The organism is Reinekea blandensis MED297 (assembly GCF_000153185.1).
In the GTDB taxonomy this organism is placed as follows: Bacteria; Pseudomonadota; Gammaproteobacteria; order Pseudomonadales; family Natronospirillaceae; genus Reinekea; species Reinekea blandensis.
The window spans coordinates 175,067-194,128 of sequence record NZ_CH724153.1; the positions used below are offsets into that span (position 1 = coordinate 175,067).

Annotated in this window: 13 protein-coding genes; 9 read left to right on the top strand and 4 right to left on the bottom strand. The window is 53.3% G+C overall.

Going from position 1 to position 19,062, the window contains the following annotated elements; translation table 11 throughout:
- Window positions 1-112 precede the first annotated feature (112 nt).
- The 3 genes from MED297_RS15590 (at window position 113) to pyrC (ending at window position 4,272) form a co-directional block, all read left to right on the top strand.
- The gene (locus MED297_RS15590; protein WP_008046583.1) at window positions 113-1,042 is read left to right on the top strand and encodes an SRPBCC family protein; all 930 of its coding nucleotides are present in this window, start codon (window positions 113-115) and stop codon (window positions 1,040-1,042) included.
- 134 nt (window positions 1,043-1,176) lie between these two features.
- Window positions 1,177-3,201, top strand: coding sequence for an excinuclease ABC subunit UvrB (gene uvrB, locus MED297_RS15595; RefSeq protein WP_008046585.1), 2,025 nt, complete (start codon window positions 1,177-1,179; stop codon window positions 3,199-3,201).
- Between the two features lie 33 nt (window positions 3,202-3,234).
- Window positions 3,235-4,272: a dihydroorotase gene (gene pyrC, locus MED297_RS15600; protein ID WP_008046587.1), complete on the top strand. Its 1,038-nt coding sequence runs from the start codon at window positions 3,235-3,237 to the stop codon at window positions 4,270-4,272.
- Window positions 4,273-4,276: 4 nt separating this feature from the next.
- Here the strand turns inward: pyrC and MED297_RS15605 are convergent, their stop codons facing one another.
- Window positions 4,277-5,320: a DUF3080 family protein gene (locus MED297_RS15605; RefSeq protein WP_008046588.1), complete on the bottom strand. Its 1,044-nt coding sequence runs from the start codon at window positions 5,318-5,320 to the stop codon at window positions 4,277-4,279.
- 216 nt (window positions 5,321-5,536) lie between these two features.
- Here MED297_RS15605 and MED297_RS15610 point away from each other — a divergent pair, with 216 nt between their 5' ends.
- Window positions 5,537-8,899, top strand: coding sequence for a hybrid sensor histidine kinase/response regulator (locus tag MED297_RS15610; RefSeq protein WP_008046589.1), 3,363 nt, complete (start codon window positions 5,537-5,539; stop codon window positions 8,897-8,899).
- 7 nt (window positions 8,900-8,906) lie between these two features.
- Window positions 8,907-9,818 (top strand): response regulator transcription factor, encoded by a 912-nt coding sequence (locus MED297_RS15615; RefSeq protein WP_008046590.1) that lies wholly within the window; start codon window positions 8,907-8,909, stop codon window positions 9,816-9,818.
- Window positions 9,819-9,855: 37 nt separating this feature from the next.
- Here MED297_RS15615 and MED297_RS15620 read toward each other — a convergent pair whose 3' ends face one another.
- Together MED297_RS15620 and MED297_RS15625 are read right to left on the bottom strand one after the other, a co-directional pair.
- Window positions 9,856-11,127, bottom strand: a complete 1,272-nt coding sequence (locus MED297_RS15620) for an O-acetylhomoserine aminocarboxypropyltransferase/cysteine synthase family protein (RefSeq protein ID WP_008046591.1) — start codon at window positions 11,125-11,127, stop codon at window positions 9,856-9,858.
- Window positions 11,128-11,286: 159 nt separating this feature from the next.
- Window positions 11,287-12,324, bottom strand: coding sequence for a S66 family peptidase (locus MED297_RS15625; protein ID WP_008046592.1), 1,038 nt, complete (start codon window positions 12,322-12,324; stop codon window positions 11,287-11,289).
- Window positions 12,325-12,552: 228 nt separating this feature from the next.
- On the opposite strand from MED297_RS15625, the gene MED297_RS15630 reads away from it, so the two are divergent.
- Window positions 12,553-13,323, top strand: coding sequence for an MBL fold metallo-hydrolase (locus MED297_RS15630; protein ID WP_008046593.1), 771 nt, complete (start codon window positions 12,553-12,555; stop codon window positions 13,321-13,323).
- 52 nt (window positions 13,324-13,375) lie between these two features.
- Here the strand turns inward: MED297_RS15630 and MED297_RS15635 are convergent, their stop codons facing one another.
- Window positions 13,376-14,644, bottom strand: a complete 1,269-nt coding sequence (locus tag MED297_RS15635) for an MHYT domain-containing protein (protein ID WP_008046594.1) — start codon at window positions 14,642-14,644, stop codon at window positions 13,376-13,378.
- A 336-nt stretch (window positions 14,645-14,980) separates the two neighbouring features.
- Here MED297_RS15635 and urtA point away from each other — a divergent pair, with 336 nt between their 5' ends.
- From urtA to urtC, 3 genes are all read left to right on the top strand, one after another.
- Complete coding sequence (gene urtA / locus MED297_RS15640; RefSeq protein WP_419760891.1) at window positions 14,981-16,204, top strand: urea ABC transporter substrate-binding protein; 1,224 nt, start codon at window positions 14,981-14,983, stop codon at window positions 16,202-16,204.
- Between the two features lie 96 nt (window positions 16,205-16,300).
- Window positions 16,301-17,914 carry an urea ABC transporter permease subunit UrtB gene (gene urtB, locus MED297_RS15645; RefSeq protein WP_008046596.1) on the top strand — a complete coding sequence of 538 codons (1,614 nt, stop codon included), beginning with the start codon at window positions 16,301-16,303 and terminating at the stop codon, window positions 17,912-17,914.
- Window positions 17,911-19,059, top strand: a complete 1,149-nt coding sequence (gene urtC / locus MED297_RS15650) for an urea ABC transporter permease subunit UrtC (RefSeq protein WP_008046597.1) — start codon at window positions 17,911-17,913, stop codon at window positions 19,057-19,059. The genes urtB and urtC overlap by 4 nt, the downstream gene beginning before the upstream one ends.
- The last annotated feature ends 3 nt before the right edge of the window (window positions 19,060-19,062 follow it).

Below are 19,062 nucleotides of genomic sequence, written 5' to 3' on the forward strand. Positions count from 1 at the left end.
AACGATCGAGTGGTAACCGCACGCGCTATTGTGCTGCTAAACTGGTTTGACGACGCCCGTTGGGCTATAACTTTGTTACGACCTGACAACGGTTCAACAGGGAGGAACGGTTATGCCGGCTTATAATGTGGAACGCAGTATCGAGATCGAACGACCGGCACAGGAGGTTATCGATTACCTCAGCGACTTTCGCCATTGGCCGATCTGGTCGCCCTGGCTCATCATGGAGCCAGACTGTGAAGTTACTTATCAGGGAACGCCTGGCGAGGTCGGGGCTGGTTACCATTGGTCGGGTAAGCTGGTCGGAGAAGGGCGGATGACCTTGGCATCCCGATCCGATTCAGAACTTCGCATTCCTCTGGAGTTCATTCGTCCGTTCCGTTCCAACGCCCAGGCGGATTTCCATATTCTTCCACTGAACGGGCGCACTCAGGTGACGTGGACGCTGAGCGCCAAGCTGCCCTTCTTTTTGTTTTTCCTAAAAGCGACGATGGAGCAGAGCCTTGGCATGGACTACGAACGTGGGCTCCGTATGCTGAAAAGTCAGCTTGAAACGGGATCCATTCCCAGTCAAATGACGTTGATCGGTCGACGTTCTCAACCTTCGATGGTGTATCTGGCGTTAAGGGGTGAGGCGCCTGCTGCGGAACTCAGCAGTTTGATCCCGGCCCAGTTTGAGCAGCTTCATGAGTACTGCCAGCAGCATGATATTCAGGTGACCGGTGCCCCCTTTACGCTCTATGAGTACATGGACATGAAGACGTCAGTTAACTCCGTTCGGAATGCCTTCCCGATTGCCGAGCGAGTGGCGGTGACTGAGCCCTTTATCTGTTCAGAACTGGATGCCTGTGAAACCTATGTCGTCAGTCATCGAGGCGCCTATCCCTTTGTTGGGAATGCCTGGGCCATGGCCTTTTTTGCGGCACGGCATTTTAAAGTCAAGCTGGCAAAACAACCGGTGGGTTTTGAGCATTATCTCAGCGATCCACAGACCGTCCCTGCGGAGCAACTGGAAACCGAAATCGTGCTGATCGCGCGTTAAGCACCTGATCGTCAAGGCGGTAAAGGACGACTGACAGCCTACTGACAGTTTCTGACAATCCAGTGTTCGCAAGCCTTCAGCAAGCATGGTCGCTTCCGTTATACTGTGCGATTAACTCAGTGACAGGTGCGACCATGAAACCGTTCAAAGTCGTTTCAAAATACGAACCCGCCGGAGACCAGCCTGCCGCCATCACCAAGCTGGTCGATGGATTGAATGCCGGTTTGGCAGCTCAGACGTTGTTGGGGGTGACTGGTTCCGGTAAAACCTACACCATGGCCAAAGTGGTTGAAGCCGTACAGCGTCCGACGATTGTGATGGTTCATAACAAAACCCTGGCCGCTCAGCTGTATTCCGAGTTTCGTGAGTTTTTTCCGAACAACGCTGTCGAGTATTTTGTCTCTTACTACGATTATTATCAGCCGGAAGCTTACGTACCCTCTTCCGATACCTTTATCGATAAAGACTCCTCCGTTAACGAGCACATTGAGCAGATGCGACTGTCCGCAACCAAAGCACTGCTTGAACGACGTGATACGCTGATTGTAGCGACGGTCTCTGCGATCTATGGCTTGGGCTCACCAGACAGTTATCTGAAAATGGTTCTGCATCTGCGCAAAGGTGACATGATCGACCAGCGAGGAATCTTGCGGCAACTGGCTGACTTGCAGTACCAGCGTAACGATACGGATTTTGGTCGGGGGACCTATCGGGTCCGCGGTGATATTCTGGACATCTTCCCGGCGGAATCGGAGTTGGAAGCCATCCGAGTTGAACTGTTCGATGATGAAATTGAAAAACTCAGTCTGTTCGATCCGTTAACTGGCGAAGTACTGCAAAAGCTGAACCGCTACACCATCTACCCGAAGACGCACTACGTGACTCCACGGGAGACCATTCTCAATGCCTGTGAACAGATCGAGGTCGAGTTAAAGGACCGGTTGAAGGTCTTTGAAAGCGATAATCGACTGGTCGAAGCACAGCGACTGGAACAGCGCACACGTTATGATCTGGAGATGATGAGGGAGTTGGGTTTTTGTACCGGTGTCGAAAACTATTCGCGCTTTCTGTCCGGCGCAAAGCCCGGTGAAGCACCGCCGACTTTGTACAGCTACCTGCCGGCTGATACGTTGATGTTTATTGATGAGTCGCACGTGTCCATCCCCCAGATCGGTGCGATGTACAAAGGTGACCGGTCGCGTAAAGAAACGCTGGTGGAGTATGGTTTCCGCCTGCCATCGGCGCTGGATAACCGGCCATTGAAGTTTGAAGAGTGGGAGCGAATGGCGCCGCAATCGGTTTACGTTTCCGCAACGCCGGGTAAATATGAAGCAGAGCATTCGCAACAGACTGTTGATCAGGTGGTACGACCAACGGGATTAGTCGACCCGATTATCGAAGTGCGCCCTGCGACGACGCAGGTCGACGATGTACTGGAAGAGATCCGGCTTCGTGTCGAGGTCAACGAGCGGGTACTGATCACTACGTTGACAAAACGCATGGCCGAAGACCTGACCGATTACCTGCACGATAATGGGATACGGGTGCGCTATCTGCACTCGGATATTGACACCGTTGAACGGGTCGAGATTATTCGCGATTTGCGACTGGGCGAGTTTGATGTCTTAGTCGGGATTAACCTGCTGCGTGAGGGGTTGGATATGCCCGAGGTGTCACTGGTCGCGATCCTGGATGCTGACAAAGAAGGCTTCCTGCGCAGTGATCGATCGCTCATTCAGACCATTGGTCGAGCGGCCCGTAACCTGAACGGTAAAGCGATCTTATATGCCGACCGGATGACGGGCTCTATGGAACGTGCCATTGAGGAAACCGAGCGTCGACGCGAAAAGCAGATTGCCCATAACACGGCCAACAACATTACGCCGCAAGCACTGAACAAAGCCGTGACGGATATTATCGACGGCACCCCGCAGGCACCAGGCCGTAAAGGCAAGCTGGCTCGCAACAAGAAGAAAGTTGAGCACATTACCGGCGAAGAAGCGAAAAGCTTTATGCAGATGAGCGCGGCGGAGTTGTCTAAAGAAATCACCCGAACCGAAGATCGCATGCATAAGCTGGCCAGGGATCTGAAGTTCGAAGAAGCCGCTGGGCTTCGCGATCAGTTACTGGAACTGAAAGAGCTACTGAAGAATCGTTAACGGTGGCGCCAAGTATTTAAAAGGAAAAATAACATGACCCAACGAATGACCATCACCCGCCCGGATGACTGGCACCTGCATTTCCGAGACGGCGAACTGCTGCAGGAAACCGTTCCGGCAACGGCACGCTGTTTCCATCGGGCGATTGTGATGCCGAATCTGGTGCCTCCGGTCATAGATACACAGATGGCGCTGGACTATCGCGATCGTATTATCGCGGCTCGCCCGGAAGGCAGCGATTTCGAACCATTAATGACATTGTATCTGACCGATGAAACCACACCCGACATCATTCGACGGGCTAAAGAAGCCGGTGTCGTTGCGGCAAAACTCTACCCCGCTGGGGCGACGACGAACTCATCAAAGGCGGTCACCGATGTTGCCAATCTTGCGCCGGTTCTGGCAACTATGGCGGAAGTCGGTATGTTACTGTTAGTGCACGGCGAAGTGACCGACTCGCACATCGATATTTTCGATCGCGAAAAAGTCTTCATTGAAACCCATCTGCACCGCATTACCCGTGACAATCCGGAGCTCAAAGTGGTCTTGGAGCATATCACCACCCAAGACGCCGTAGAGTTTGTCATGAACGTGTCGGATAAGGTCGCAGCGACCGTAACCCCACAGCACCTGATGTTAAACCGGAACGATCTGCTGGTGGGCGGGGTCCGTCCACATAATTTCTGTTTACCGGTGCTGAAGCGAAATACCCATCAGCAAGCGCTTCGTGCAGCCGTTGCCACCGGAACGCCTAAAATATTTTTAGGGACCGATTCCGCGCCGCATGAAAAATCCAAAAAAGAAAATGCCTGCGGCTGTGCCGGTTGTTACAGCGCCTGGAGTGCCATTGAGTTGTACGCACAGGTGTTTGAAGAATTGGATGCGCTGGATAAGTTTGAAGCCTTCGCCGCGCATCACGGCCCTGACTTTTATGGGCTACCCAGAAACAGCGATACCATTACTCTGATCAAAGAGGACTGGTCGATCCCCGAGGAAATCACCTTGCCTTCCGGTGACCCGATTGTTCCTTTCTATGCCGGTCAAACGGTGAGTTGGAAGGTCAGCGACTGATATCTCAGGAGGGCGTCGCCGACTGTTGGCAGGTCTCAAACAGGGCTTGCCAACGCTCGGTATGCAACCGAATGATCTCGCGGAAGCGATGATTGATCGCACGGGTGTCTTCAAAATAAGAGACCAGCTTTCCTTGCTCTGTCGTCGGGAAAGTCTGTGCAAACGCATAGGTTTGCGCCAGCGATGCCCGTTCAGCGTCGGCCACGGTCACTAACCAGGGCTGCACCTTTCCGATGAAACTCTTCATCATGACGTTCCGGGCAAACTCCAGTTCGGGCAGCGTTAATCCCTTAGGGCAGAGGCTCGACGCATCGGTAGCCTGTAACAGCATTTGGTTCGCCTGTGTCAGACGGATGATGGCAAGACGCTGCGATTGTAAAGTGGCGCCGGCCAAAGAAAATTCACTGCCAAGTTTCACGCCATGGCTGACGTGCTCTGATGAGACGGCCGACTCACCCTTTGGCCAATGAACAAGTTGAGATAAGACTTGCTCATAAAGCGCGATATTGAGTGGTTCATCCGGTTTCAGTTCCCGTTCACTGAGTGAAAAAAGATGGGCGAAGTCCGCTTGAGCAAAGGTCGCGTTCCACAAGGCATCTTTCAACTGACGGCGTTTCGTGATGAGCACAGTGGTCAGCAGTTCGCGTGTATCGTCTGACGTTGCATCATCTTCAATGCAGTCCGGTAACGCATTTAACAGGCGTCGTTCGTAATCAAAACGGACATCGGCCTCACTGAGCTTGCCAAGAATGCTGTTGCGTTCGCCGATCAGACTGAACACCTGACAATGATTCAGCTCCCAGGCTTCGATGAGGTTGATGCGACTGTCCGGAATATCGATGAGCAAGTCCCGTCTGGGCGGGAAAGCGGGCAATGTCAGGGTTTCGGGGCTGGGGATGTCTACGTCGAGGGTACGTTGCAGACGCGAAAGGTAATCGTCAAGCAGGCTGTTGGCGTTGTTACAACTGATCAGGAAAGCGCACAGACCGCAGACGATGGTGAATCGCCATCGTCGCACGCTCTGTCGATTAAGCTTTCGTTGACCCATGTTAACTCCCGGTGAGTTTCATACTGTGTCACCTGATCTGTCCGACCAAGCTTAGTACGTAACGGTGCTGCTGTCGGACTGGTGTGCACTATCGAATGGCACAAAGTCTGCAACGTGGTCCGTTGTTTGTCATCCTCTCGGGTCGAAAGACCACTAAGTGAGAGGTTAGGGTGCATGTACAGGTTGCAGTGCACCGTTATCGCACGTTGAGCCGCCATGACCACAGCCGATCCGAATTCATCGTCGACGAAAAGCATCTTGCGCGTGCGTCGTCATTACAATCAATGGGTCGCCGACCAGACGCTGGAAGATTTTGCCTTACGCTTTACCGCAAGAGCGGGTCGACACATGAGCATCAGTGTCGTCGGTCGAACCGCCCTGGGAGCGACGGCGTTCCTGGCACTGGAAGGCATTGCCGCCACTGTCACACTCAGTTATGGGTTTGTGAACACCACCATTGCCATTTTGGTGGTGGCCTTGTTGTTTTTTATCACCGGGCTGCCCATCAGCGTTTACTCCGCCCGCCATGGTTTGGATATCGACCTGTTGACACGAGGCGCCGGTTTCGGCTATCTGGGTTCAACCATCACGTCGCTGATCTACGCCACGTTCACCTTTATCTTTTTTGCCATCGAAGCATCCATTCTCAGTTCGGCGTTGCATCTGTTGTTCGGGATTCCGTTGGCGCTCGCCTATGTGATCTGTGCGGTCGTTGTTATCCCGATTGTCTTACGCGGTATCACAGCCATCAGTAAGTTTCAGGTCGGAACGCAAACCACCTGGTTATTGCTGCAAATAGCAGCGCTGGGTGTGGTGGTGTTTTTTGAATGGCAGCAGTTCCAGGCCTGGACCGGTTACGCACCGGGAACGCTGACCGGTGGTAACCAGTTCAGCTGGGTATACTTTGGTGCGGCGGCGTCCATTTTTTTTGCCTTGATTGCGCAGATCGGTGAGCAGGTCGACTACCTTCGGTTCATGCCGGAACGTACGGCCGATAACCAAGGTCGCTGGTGGTTCTGGGTAATCCTGTCCGGTCCCGGCTGGGTGCTGATTGGCACCGTTAAAATGCTGTTGGGTTCCTTTCTGGCTTACGTGGCGATACAGCAGGGCCTGAACGCAATCGACGCCGCCGACCCAACGCTGATGTATCAAAGAGCCTTTGGCTATTTAGTGCAGTCTGATCGGATCGCACTGATTCTGGCAGCCTTGATGGTCATCATTTCGCAGATGAAAATTAATGTCACCAATGCCTACGCCGGGTCCATTGCCTGGTCCAACTTTTTTTCGCGGCTGACACACACGCATCCGGGCCGGGTTGTTTGGTTGGTCTTTAACGTCGCGCTGGCGCTGTTACTGATGGAGCTCGGCATTCATCGGGTGCTTGAGTCCATTCTCAGTGTGTTTGCTTTTGTGGCCGTCAGTTGGTTGTGTTGTTTATCTGCGGACTTGTTGATTAACAAGCCACTGGGATTAAGCCCGGATGTCATCGAGTTTAAGCGCGGACACCTCTACGACATCAACCCGGTCGGTTGTGTGTCAATGGTCGTGGCGACCCTGGTAGGTTTTTGTTTTTACATCGGATTGTTTGGTGAGGGAGTGCAGACGCTTGGGCACTTTGCCACCATCGCCGTCTGTTTTGTCATGATGCCATTCATGGCCTGGTTGACTGGGGGGCGTTACTATCTGGCTCGCCAACCCGAAGCCAGGCACCACACGGAATCGGTTTGTGCCATTTGTCAGAATCATTTCGAATCAGAAGACATGCTGTACTGTCCGGCGTATCACTCATCGATATGTTCACTGTGCTGTTCTCTGGACTCGCGCTGCATGGACCAATGCAAAACGCAGCCGTCATTCAGTCAGCAGTTGTTGAACCGGGTGCCGGCAAGATTACGTTCACAGGTGCTGGGACGCTCCGGTCAGTTTGTGGCCTGGTTTTTGGTTGTAAACCTGATGTTGGGCGCATTGCTTGTGCTCGTTTATCGACACATCGTATTGCAGGCGGGTACGTCAGTGCCGTTGTTAGCCAGTGGTCTGTGGTCGCTGTTTTTTATTCTGATTATTGTGACCGGGGTGGTGATCTGGCTGTTTTTGCTCGCGCATGAGTCCCGAATGAATGCCCAGCGAGAGTCCAATGTACAAACCAAACGCTTGTTGCAGGAAATCGAAGCGCACCAGGTCACTGATGCAGCCTTACAAACCGCCAAAGAGTTGGCCGAAAATGCCAATGCCGCCAAAAGCCGGTATCTGTCAGGTATCAGCCATGAGTTACGCACACCGTTACAATCTATTTTGGGTTACACCCAACTGCTGAACGATCAACCTGATACGACGCCGTCCTCACGAACCCGGTTGAATGCGATCCACCGCAGTGGACAGTATCTGGCGGATTTAATTGAAGGCTTACTGGATGTATCAAAAATCGAAGCCGGAAAGCTGGACTTGCACCTGACGTCTGTGGCTTTTCCCGAGCTAGTGCAACAGATTGCTGACATGTTCCGAATGCAGGCCAAAGCAAAAGGGATTGAGTTCCGGACGGATATTCAGGGCACTTTACCGGCCTGGGTTAAAACCGATGAAAAACGGCTCCGGCAGATTCTGATTAACCTTCTGTCCAACGCGGTCAAGTACACTGATGACGGCTATGTCCGCTTAACGTTGCGTTATCGCAGTCAGGTGGCGGAGTTTACCGTGGAAGATACCGGGCATGGCATCGCAGAAGATCAACACCAACGGGTATTTTCACCGTTTGAACGGGTCGAAAATGAAGCGTCGAGTCGCATACCGGGCACCGGTTTGGGATTGACCATCGTGAAGCTGCTGGTTGAGATTATGGGGGGCGATATTCAACTGTCTTCATCCATTGGACAGGGCAGTCGCTTTACCGTGTCTCTGATGTTGCCGTGGTTAGATCGTGTCGTGGATGAGCCGGCAAGGCAACAACAGATTCGCCGTTATCTTGGCCCTCGCCGGATAATTATGCTGGTCGATGATGATGCCGGTGTCCGGGCTATGGTCGGTGACTTACTGCGCTCCCTCGATTTTCATGTGATCATCGCGCGCCACGCGCAGCAATGTCTGACCATGATGGCTGACAACTCTCCGGACCTGATCATCATGGACATCGCCATGCCAGGCATGGACGGCCTGGCGCTGACGCGACAGTTGATCAGTGACGGCTTTCGTCAACCGATCCTGATGTTATCGGCCAACGCACAGGCCGCGCCAGAGTCACAGCAACGCGAGGTGGGATACAGTGATTATCTGGTGAAACCAATTGATAACGATCGTTTGGTGGATGCGATAGGTGTGCAGCTGAACCTGAAATGGCGACGTGCTGACACCGTCGCACCGGTAGCGCAGAGCGATGAGCTGTCTTACCGAATCCGGGTGCCGTCCTGTCCGGAGTTGATGGAACTGATCAGTGCGGCGGACATCGGCTTTAAGCGGGGAATTCTCGACTCGCTCGACCGTCTGAATCAAAACGGTCATTTGTCTGAGTCTGAGTTTAAGTTCCTGGTTGATCAGGCGCACAGCATGCAGTTTACGCAATTGAAACAGTCTATTGAGGCAACCTGAAATGGGAATGGAGTTGAACGAGTGCCTGGCGCTGGTTGTTGACGATTCACCCGAAGCGCTTGGTTTTATTCACGATGCCCTGGAAACGGCCGGGATGGAAGTGCTAGTTGCGCTGGAAGGTAAGCAGGCGTTGAGTATCGCGCAGAAAATGAAACCAGATGTGATTTTACTCGATGCCATGATGCCGGTGATGGATGGTTTTGAAACCTGTCGTGCGCTAAAAAAGTTGGCCGGGCTGGCTGACACACCGGTGATTTTTATGACGGGGCTGAGTGCATCCGAAGACATCGTGCGCGGGCTCGAAGCTGGTGGCGTCGATTATCTGACCAAGCCCGTGAAACCGGACGAGCTGATTGCGCGGCTGAAAGTGCATCTGTCGAATGCGTCGGTGACCCGAGCGGCTTATCATTTGTTGGATGAATCCGGGCAGGTGATTTTTGCGGTCAACGATCAGGGTCATCAGCTTTGGGCGACACCACAATCTTACACCTTAATGGGTAAGGCCGGCTTACAAGGCGACAAGGTGATCGGCTTGTTCAGCCGTGCATTATCTCAATGGTTTCAGAATGCACCGGAACCAGGTTACCAGATGACCGTTCCGTTTTTAGAGTACCCTTTGGCGGTGAAACTGGTGTCACGACGTGAAGGGGAATGGGTGCTGCGTTTACTGGACGGGGATTTGCCTCAGGGTGCGGACCTGTTGCGCATTGAACTGGACTTGACCGGGCGGGAATCGGAAGTGTTGTACTGGATCGCCAATGGTAAAACGAATCGAGAGACGGCGGAAATACTGGCGATGAGCCCGCGAACCGTGAACAAACATCTGGAACAGATCTTCTCAAAGCTTGGCGTGGACAACCGGACCAGTGCTGCCGGGGTCGCACTCAAACTGTTTGCCAAGGCGCAGGCGCTGGCCTGAGACATCACCGAGGTTGGCGATGCCTCAGGCGTTCAGATCAGGCGTTAGCCAGCGCCTGCTCGACATCGGCAATGATGTCGTCAATGTGTTCAATACCGACCGAAATACGCACCAGGTCTTCCGACACGCCGGCGGATGCCAGTTCTTCAGCGTTCAACTGACGGTGAGTCGTGGTCGCCGGGTGGCATGCCAGTGATTTGGCATCACCAATGTTCACCAGCCGTAAAACCATCTGCAGGGCATCAATAAAGCGAGCCCCGGCGTCACGACCGCCCTTGATGCCAAAGCTCAGAATGCCCGATGCCTTGCCACCACAGATTTTTTCACACGTGGCCTTGTACGGACTGTCTTCCAATGCCGCGTAATTCACCCAACTGACTTTTTCATGCTGTTGCAGGTAGTTGGCCAGTTTTTCAGCATTTTCGCAGTGACGTTCCATCCGCAGGCAAAGAGTCTCCAGGCCCTGCATGATCTGGAAAGCGTTCATCGGGGAGATTGCCGCGCCGGTATTCCGTAACGGCACGACCCGGCAACGACCAATGTAGGCGGCTTCACCGAGTGCTTCGGTGTAGACCACACCATGATAAGACGGGTCCGGCTCGTTCATGACCGGAAAGCGAGCTTTGTTCGCGACCCAGTCAAACTTTCCGGAGTCGACAATCACGCCTCCGACAGACGTCCCATGACCGCCGATGTACTTCGTTAATGAGTGAATGACAATGTCGGCGCCGTGTTCGAATGGACGACACAACACCGGTGTGGCAACGGTATTGTCGACAATCACCGGCACGCCATACTTATGAGCAATCTCAGCCAACTTGGCAATATTAACCACATTACCTGCTGGGTTACCGATGGATTCACAGAACAGCAACTTGGTCTTGTCATCGATGGCCTTTTCAAAGCCTTCGTAATCGTCGTGAGAAATTAAGCGCGCTTCAATGCCCTGACGCGGCAACGTGTGGGCAAACAGGTTGTAAGTACCGCCGTACAGTTGACTGGTACTGACGATGTTGTCTCCAGCCTCGCAAATGGCCTGAATTGCATAGGTAATGGCCGCCATACCAGACGCGACGGCCAGAGCGCCAACTCCGCCTTCCAGGGCCGTCATACGTTGCTCCAAAACACCGGTGGTCGGGTTCATGATGCGGGTGTAAATATTGCCCTGAACTTTCAGGTCAAACAGGTCAGCCCCGTGCTGAGTATCGTCAAACGTATAGGACGTCGTCTGATAAATGGGCACGGCCGCCGCTTTGGTGGTTTCTTCGGACTTATAACCTTCGTGCAGTGCGATAGATTCAGGTTTCATGAACACTCTCCATGGTTAGGCACGGCGTGATGTCGCCGAGGTGATTGCGTATGAGTATGAGCAGGGTGATGACTTTAGCATGCCCCTAAGGGTGGATCATCGGCATTTTCGCGACAGTACGTTGCAGTAATCTGGTGATCAGATGGTTCCTGAACCGGGTTAAAACGCCTGATGGAGAGTTTGGCTGTCGCAGTTGATACGAATGGCTGCGCCTATGGCAAACGTCATCATCGGGTCCGTGTGTCCGAAGTCCATGTGCGTCACGATGGGCAGTTCAGTCAAGCCTTCCTCATCACGGATGACCTGTATTAAGGCTTCATCGTATTTGCGAAAATCAGCGGGGTTAAGCTGGCCACCAGGACGACCGAATAAAACCCCCGCAAGACCTTTTAGCACCCCTTCGGCGGCAAAGCTGCGTAATGAACGAATAAGTGCTGTTGGCGGCGCGCCCTCTTCCGAGGTCTCCAGAAACAGCACGGCGCCTTGCCACTGTTCTGGTGTGGGCCAGGCGGGCGTGCCGCGAAGCATTTCCAGCACCTCGAGACAACCACCTAACAGATGCCCGCGATGAATGCCTTTGCCCTGAAGGTATTGCCAACCCGTGCAGGGCGTCAGTTGCCGTCGTTGAGACTGTCTGGCGGGGTCATCCCAGCCGAGATGCTCAACGGTCCACCCCTCTGTGTTCGGCGTTAATTCAATGAGGTTATTTTCAGCGAAAACCTGCTGACGAAAACTGTTTTCAAGATAGGGCGGAATGCCGCCGTTTTCCGCAAAGCCCGACATAAACGCCGGGCCATAAAAAGAGACCAGTCCGGCTTTATGACACAGCAGATGACTGACGGTGGTATCGGAGTAGCCGCAGAACACCTTTGGGTTGTTGCGGATGACCGTTAAATCGACATGCGGAATCAGGCGCATCGAATCGTCACCGCCAATGGTGGAGATGATGCCGTCGATGCGATCGTCGGCAAACGCGGCCATTAAATCCTCGGCCCGGGCTTTGGGGTTGCGGGCCAGCCAGCCGTCATCGGCCAGGGTGTGCGGCATCTCGACCACTTCGACATCAAAGGCGTCCTGAAACTGTTGCTTGCCAGCTTGATAACGATGCGGAAAGGCCGCCGGGCCGCCCCAGGATAAGGTTACCGCAGCAACACGTGCACCGGGGAAAAGTGGTTTGGGCTTTATGAGCATGAGCATGAGCAGGAATCCATTTGCGGCCGTTAGCTCGCCAATATACGAAAAAATGGTCGTGGAGTAACGCAAGTACCATCAGAAAATACAGGTCTTTTGTTGCCAATCGGATTATTAATGACATGTCTGCAGTTATCGACCCGATGGTTGCTTGAGCAAAGGTAGCGGAAAAATCTGACGTAAGAATTTCATATTGTTCGGGTAAGGTGCGTCGTTTTAGGTAAGGGTACCATCGTGAAACAGATTGATGACTTTACGACTATTTCACTGTCAGACGAGTTGGTTGCTGTGGTCTTAGGGGCAGGGAATGCTTACGACACCGATCGTCACAATGCCAGTTTGTTGTTACGGAAAGCGAATCAGTCGGTGTTGATTGATTGCGGACCGTGGGTTACTAAACGTCTGTTGGCTTTGATCGGCCCAGAAGAAATCAATGAGGTGTATTTCACGCATGCACATCCGGATCATTGCCTTGGTTTGACGACATTGACCAATTGGATGTCATCGAACCGACGTCAACAACCGCTGCTGATTCATTGTATTGCCGAGCAGAAACCGCTACTGCAAACCCTGGTGAATTTTGGCTGTTGGCCCGAACGTGAACATACATTCAACATCGAGTGGCGCGATATAGAGCCCTTCGGTGAACTGGCTGGCTACGATTACGAAACGGCGGCGACTAAGCATTCGGTGGACAATCGCTCGCTTCATTTAACACTCGACGAGAACCGGTCTGTTTTCTATTCCGGAGATGGCAAGCTGACGGCCGAGGGCGCAGCCTTGGCTGCCCAAAGCGATGTGGTCTTCATTGAATGTGAGCAGGTAAGACCCTGTCGATCACATAACTCACTTGAGGAAGTCTTTATATTGGAAAAGAAACCGTCCAGCCGCTGGTTTCTGTACCACGTGGCCTCCGATCAGCGGGAGGCCATCGCCCATCGGCTGTTACACGATCCTCATCTTGAATTGCTGCAGGAATCTTTCGTGCATTCGGTTCACAAGTAACAATACGAAAATACAACCGCCAGCCTTGACCGGCGGTTTATTCGATTCATGTCTAGCCCAGTGCATCAGCGCTGGCAGAACGCGATGTTTCTGGTTGATAGCGCAGTTTAATCACCTGCGCCTGTCGAATCAGCATTCGTGTCACCGTTCCGGACTGAGGGTACTGACTGTAACCGAGCCCGAACCGTAATGGCAGATCCTGCACATCCTCAAGCTGTGTTTTAGACAGGGCTTCCGTCAGAGCTCTTGCCGATTGTTTTAATGTCGCCAACCCCGCATCTGGCATGACGACGACAAAACCATTGGTGTTATAACGAGCAACATAAGCACCACCTGGCGTTGCTTTCTGTATGGCTTTGGCAAACTGAGAGACGTAGCTTTGCGCAACATCGTCGCCGTGGCTGGCGATGATCTGTCGGTAATCGCTCAGCTCAACATAAATCAAATCGAAAGGGTCAGCCTTTTTCTGGTTATCGGTGATCAGCTGATCAAGGTGGTTTTCCAGCGATGTCCGGTTTGGTAACCCTGAGCTTGCGTCCGAAAACGCGGCTCGCATCACCGCCGCGTCTGCTTCGGCTTTTTCGCGTTTGACGCGTTCCATTTCCCGATAGTCTTCATAAGCAATGTAAACCAGCGATAACAAAAAGATCGACGCGGCCACCGCGGTGGGTATGCCCATCCAGTTACCGCGAAGTGTATTGTCGGCGGAGGCCATGGCATCTGGCATGAAAGTGACTGCAGCCATGCCGGTGTAATGCATGCCGCAGATCGCGATACCCATAATCAATGCGGCACCGAGACGCGTCACCAGACTGTATTGTCTTGGCACCCGCTCAATGTTGCGGCAGATGATCAACGCAGCACCGGAAGCACCAATGGCAATGAGCCCGGACAGCGCGACTAGGGCCAGATCGTACTGAATCGATGGGCTCATCTGCATGGCATACATACCGCTGTAGTGCATGCTAAAGATACCCGCGCCAATGATCACAGCGCTGCCGGCCAGTTGCAGCTTACTGATGGTCGCCAGAGTGATCACCCATAACCCCAGACCAGACGCAACAAGGACCACCACGAGCGACAGCAGAGTCCAGGTGAGGTCAAAGGTCATATTGAACCCCGTGTTGTAAGCGCTCATACCAACAAAATGCATCGACCAGATTCCGCCTCCCAGGCAGATAACGCCTGCGGCAAACCAGAATGGTTTACTGCCGGACTTGAGGCTGCGTACGCGGGTACTGAAATAGATGGCTGAAAATGAGGCAATTACAGCGACGAGATAGGACGCCAGTACCAGACTGAGGTCATAAGAGGCAATCATGTATAGTCCTTGCAGTATCTGAAGGTGAGTCGACTCCGAGACGTCCGCGGAGGGCTCGGTTGAATCAAGTAAGGCCTTACGATCTGTTGAATGAAACAGATCAGTGAACTGAGTCAATCACCGAATGCGCGCATCTTGAGCGGCGGAGCGTTTGTCCATACGTCAGATGACGTAGTCGGTTGCGTCATTCAGCCCATAGGCGTCCTGGCAGGTTTCCTTAACACTGCAGGTGAACCAGATGAGAACTGGTTATTCACTGCACCGCTACGAGGAAACCACATGAAACTTAAAACGATTGTAAAAGGCGCAGCGCTGGCGGTATCCGCCAGTGTTGCCATGTCTGCCTGGGCGGCAGATACCATTAAGGTGGGTGTGCTGCATTCGCTTTCCGGCACCATGGCCATCTCTGAAACGACATTGAAAGACACCGTTCTTATGATGATTGAAGAGCAGAATAAGAAGGGTGGCTTGCTGGGTAAGCAGTTGGAACCGGTGGTCGTTGACCCGGCGTCGAACTGGCCCCTGTTTGCCGAAAAGACCCGTGAACTGCTGACGCAGGAAGAGGTCGATGTCATCTTTGGCTGCTGGACATCTGTGTCTCGTAAATCAGTACTTCCGGTCATCGAAGAACTGAACGGTCTGCTGTTCTATCCGGTTCAGTACGAAGGTGAAGAGTCATCGAAAAACGTATTCTATACCGGCGCCGCGCCAAACCAGCAGGCGATACCGGCTGTCGATTACCTGATGAACGATCTGGAAGTAGAGCGTTGGGTGCTGGCCGGTACCGACTATGTGTATCCGCGTACCACCAATAAGATTCTCGAAGCATACCTGATGGACAAAGGTGTCGCGTCGGATGACATCATGATCAACTACACACCGTTTGGTCATTCCGATTGGCAGTCAATTATTGCCGACATTAAAAAATTCGGTTCCGAAGGCAAGAAGACGGCCGTGGTTTCTACCATCAACGGTGACGCCAACGTTCCGTTCTACAAAGAGCTGGGTAATCAGGGCATTTCGGCAGAAGACATTCCGGTCGTCGCCTTCTCAGTCGGCGAAGAAGAACTGTCCGGTTTTGATACCGAGCCATTGGTGGGTCACCTGGCCGCATGGAACTATTTTCAGTCGGTTGAATCCTCCGCTAACGAAGACTTTATCGCGCAATGGAAAGCCTTTGCCGGTGAAGACCGCGTAACTAACGATCCGATGGAAGCGACCTACATTGGATTCAACCTGTGGGCGAAAGCGGTTGAAGCGGCCGGCACTACCGATGTTGATACCGTCGAGCAAACCATCATTGGCATGTCGACGCCGAACCTGACTGGCGGCACCGCCACCATGGGTGCCAACCACCACCTGACCAAACCTGTGCTGATTGGTGAGATTCAGGACGACGGTCAGTTTGAAGTGGTCTGGGAAACCGATGGCGAAGTGGCCGGCGATGCCTGGTCTGACTTCCTGCCGGAATCTAAGCCGCTGATTGCCGACTGGACGGATCCGGTTAAGTGCGGCAACTACAACACCGAAACCGGTACTTGTTCAGGTCAGAACTATTAAGTAAGGCCTGACCAAGGGCCGCAATCATGGACCTCCTGCCCATGGTTGCGGCCACCTTCGATACCTAATCCAGTTATCCTGCTGAAAGGCAAACTCATGATTCCAATCACAACCTTGTCCAGAGCCCTGCGAAACTGCCTGCTCATCCTGTGCCTGGGACTGTCGTTTGTCAGTGCTGATGATGAGCGTTTTCAGGCACTGGCGCTGGAGCTGACCACCGTTAAGCTCGCGCAAACGCAACCGGTTCTGGAAAAAATCGCCGAAACGGAACACCCGGTGCTGTTACAGCTGTTTCAGACCATGGTGGAAGGCGATCTGTATTATCACGATGAAACCTTAGAACTGCTCAGCGTCGAACGAATCGACGGTGAATACGTGATCAAAAATCTTCTCTCCGGTGAGGTTCTGCCCATTGATCGGGACATCACCACCAAAATCCGCGTGAACAACCGACTGCGTGTCTGGTTACGTGGTGCGATCGCACAGATCCAACTGACCGCAGACGATGCCTCTGCACGTTTAGCCGCAGTGCGCTCACTGCTTGAACGATACGATGACGACTCCATCGAACTGTTGCTGTCACTGCGAGCTGACGAGCCCAATACCAAGGTTCGTTCAGCCATGGATACGGTGCTGGCGATGAACACCGCCGAAAACAGTGCCGATACCGGTGCACGAGTGGCATCGATCGAACGGTTGTCCGACAGCCTCGAACCGGATGTGCGAAACCTGTTGGTTGAACTCAGTTATGAGACCGATGCCCCGGTGGTTGCGGCCGAAGCGCAACGGGCGCTTGAACGGATCGAAGGGCGCGTCAACTTCTTCGGTCACGTTGATACGCTGTTTTTCGGATTGAGCTTGGGCTCGGTATTGCTGCTGGCCTCCATTGGTCTGGCGATTACGTTTGGCGTGATGGGTGTCATCAACATGGCGCACGGCGAAATGATCATGCTCGGGGCGTACACCACCTATGTGGTGCAGCTGCTCATGCCGAACCATATTGATGCGTCGTTGTGGGTGGCGATTCCGGCCGCGTTTTTGGTGTCCGGTGCCTTCGGTGTGTTAATCGAACGCGGCGTGATTCAGTTTCTTCATGGTCGGCCATTGGAAACGCTTCTGGCCACCTTTGGTATCAGCTTGATTCTGCAACAGCTGGTACGAACGATTTTCTCTCCGTTGAATCGACAGGTAGACACACCGAGCTGGATGAGTGGTCAGTTCGAAATCAATCCGGTGCTCTTTGTCACGCTGAATCGTTTTTACATTTTTGTGTTCGCGCTGCTGGTGTTTGCCGCGTTGGTGCTGGTGCTCAGTAAAACCAATCTGGGTCTGCATGTGCGGGCCGTGTCGCAGAATCGGCAGATGGCCAAAGCGATGGGTATTCGAACGGCCCGTGTTGATGCACTGACGTTCGGGCTTGGCTCGGGCATCGCTGGTATCGCCGGGGTTGCGCTCAGCCAGTTGACCAATGTCGGTCCGAACCTTGGGCAGAGCTACATCATTGACTCGTTCATGGTCGTGGTGTTCGGTGGCGTCGGTAATCTGTTTGGTACATTGGTGGCGGCCTTTACTCTGGGTATTGCCAACAAGGTTTTTGAACCGGTGACCGGTGCCGTCCTCGCCAGCATTCTGGTGTTGGTTTTCATTATCCTGTTCATTCAGAAACGTCCGAAAGGGTTGTTTCCTCAAAAAGGGAGGGCGGCGGAATGAGGCTGTCACCGTCTTCATGGTTTAAACGTTCCGGTGAGCCGGGCGCCGTTGTGGCCCCTTTTGTTGGATTGCTGTTGTTGGTCACCTTGTTCGCCAGTGTCGGTAACCTGCTGTTTACCGAAGGCTCGGTATTCCATGTGTCTACCTACACCATCACGTTACTGGGTAAGTACCTCTGTTATGCCATGTTGGCGTTGGCCGTCGATGTGGTATGGGGCTACTGCGGTATTCTCAGTCTGGGACACGCGGCCTTCTTTGCGCTCGGTGGCTATGGCATGGGCATGTATCTGATGCGCCAGATCGGCGATCGGGGTGTTTATGGTAACCCAATACTGCCGGACTTTATGGTGTTCCTGAACTGGGAACAGTTGCCCTGGTATTGGTTCGGTTTTGATCATTTTGGTTTTGCCCTGTTAATGGCGTTGTTGGTGCCGGGGTTACTGGCTTTTGTGTTCGGTTGGCTGGCGTTTCGTTCACGGGTGACCGGTGTCTATCTTTCAATTATGACGCAGGCTCTGACCTATGCGTTGATGTTGGCATTCTTCCGTAACGAGATGGGCTTTGGCGGCAACAACGGCCTGACCGACTTTAAAGACATACTCGGTTTCGATCTGCAAAGCGATACCACACGAGTTGCCCTGTTTGCGATCACCGCATTCTGTCTGTCGCTGACGTTACTGGCGTCGCACGCCATCATGACCTCGCGTTTTGGAAAGGTGATTATTGCACTGCGCGACACCGAAAGCCGGTCGCGCTTTTTAGGCTACCGCACCGAACGCTATAAAGTCTGGCTGTTTGTCTATTCGGCCGTGGTTGCAGCGTTAGCCGGCGCGCTCTATGTGCCGCAGATCGGCATCATTAACCCGGGCGAATTTGCACCGCTGAACTCCATTGAAGTAGTCATCTGGGTCGCCATCGGTGGACGCGGAACCTTGGTGGGTGCCGTGCTCGGCGCGTTGTTGGTCAATTATGCCAAAACGCGGTTGACGGCCATTTTCCCGGACGCCTGGCTCTTTGCTTTAGGCGCGCTCTTTGTTCTGGTCACCTTATTTTTACCGAAAGGGTTAATCGGCATGGCCGGGCAATGGCGAGCGCGGCGTCAATCGGGCCAACATCAAAACCAATCTGTGGAGGGGCAGTCATGAGCG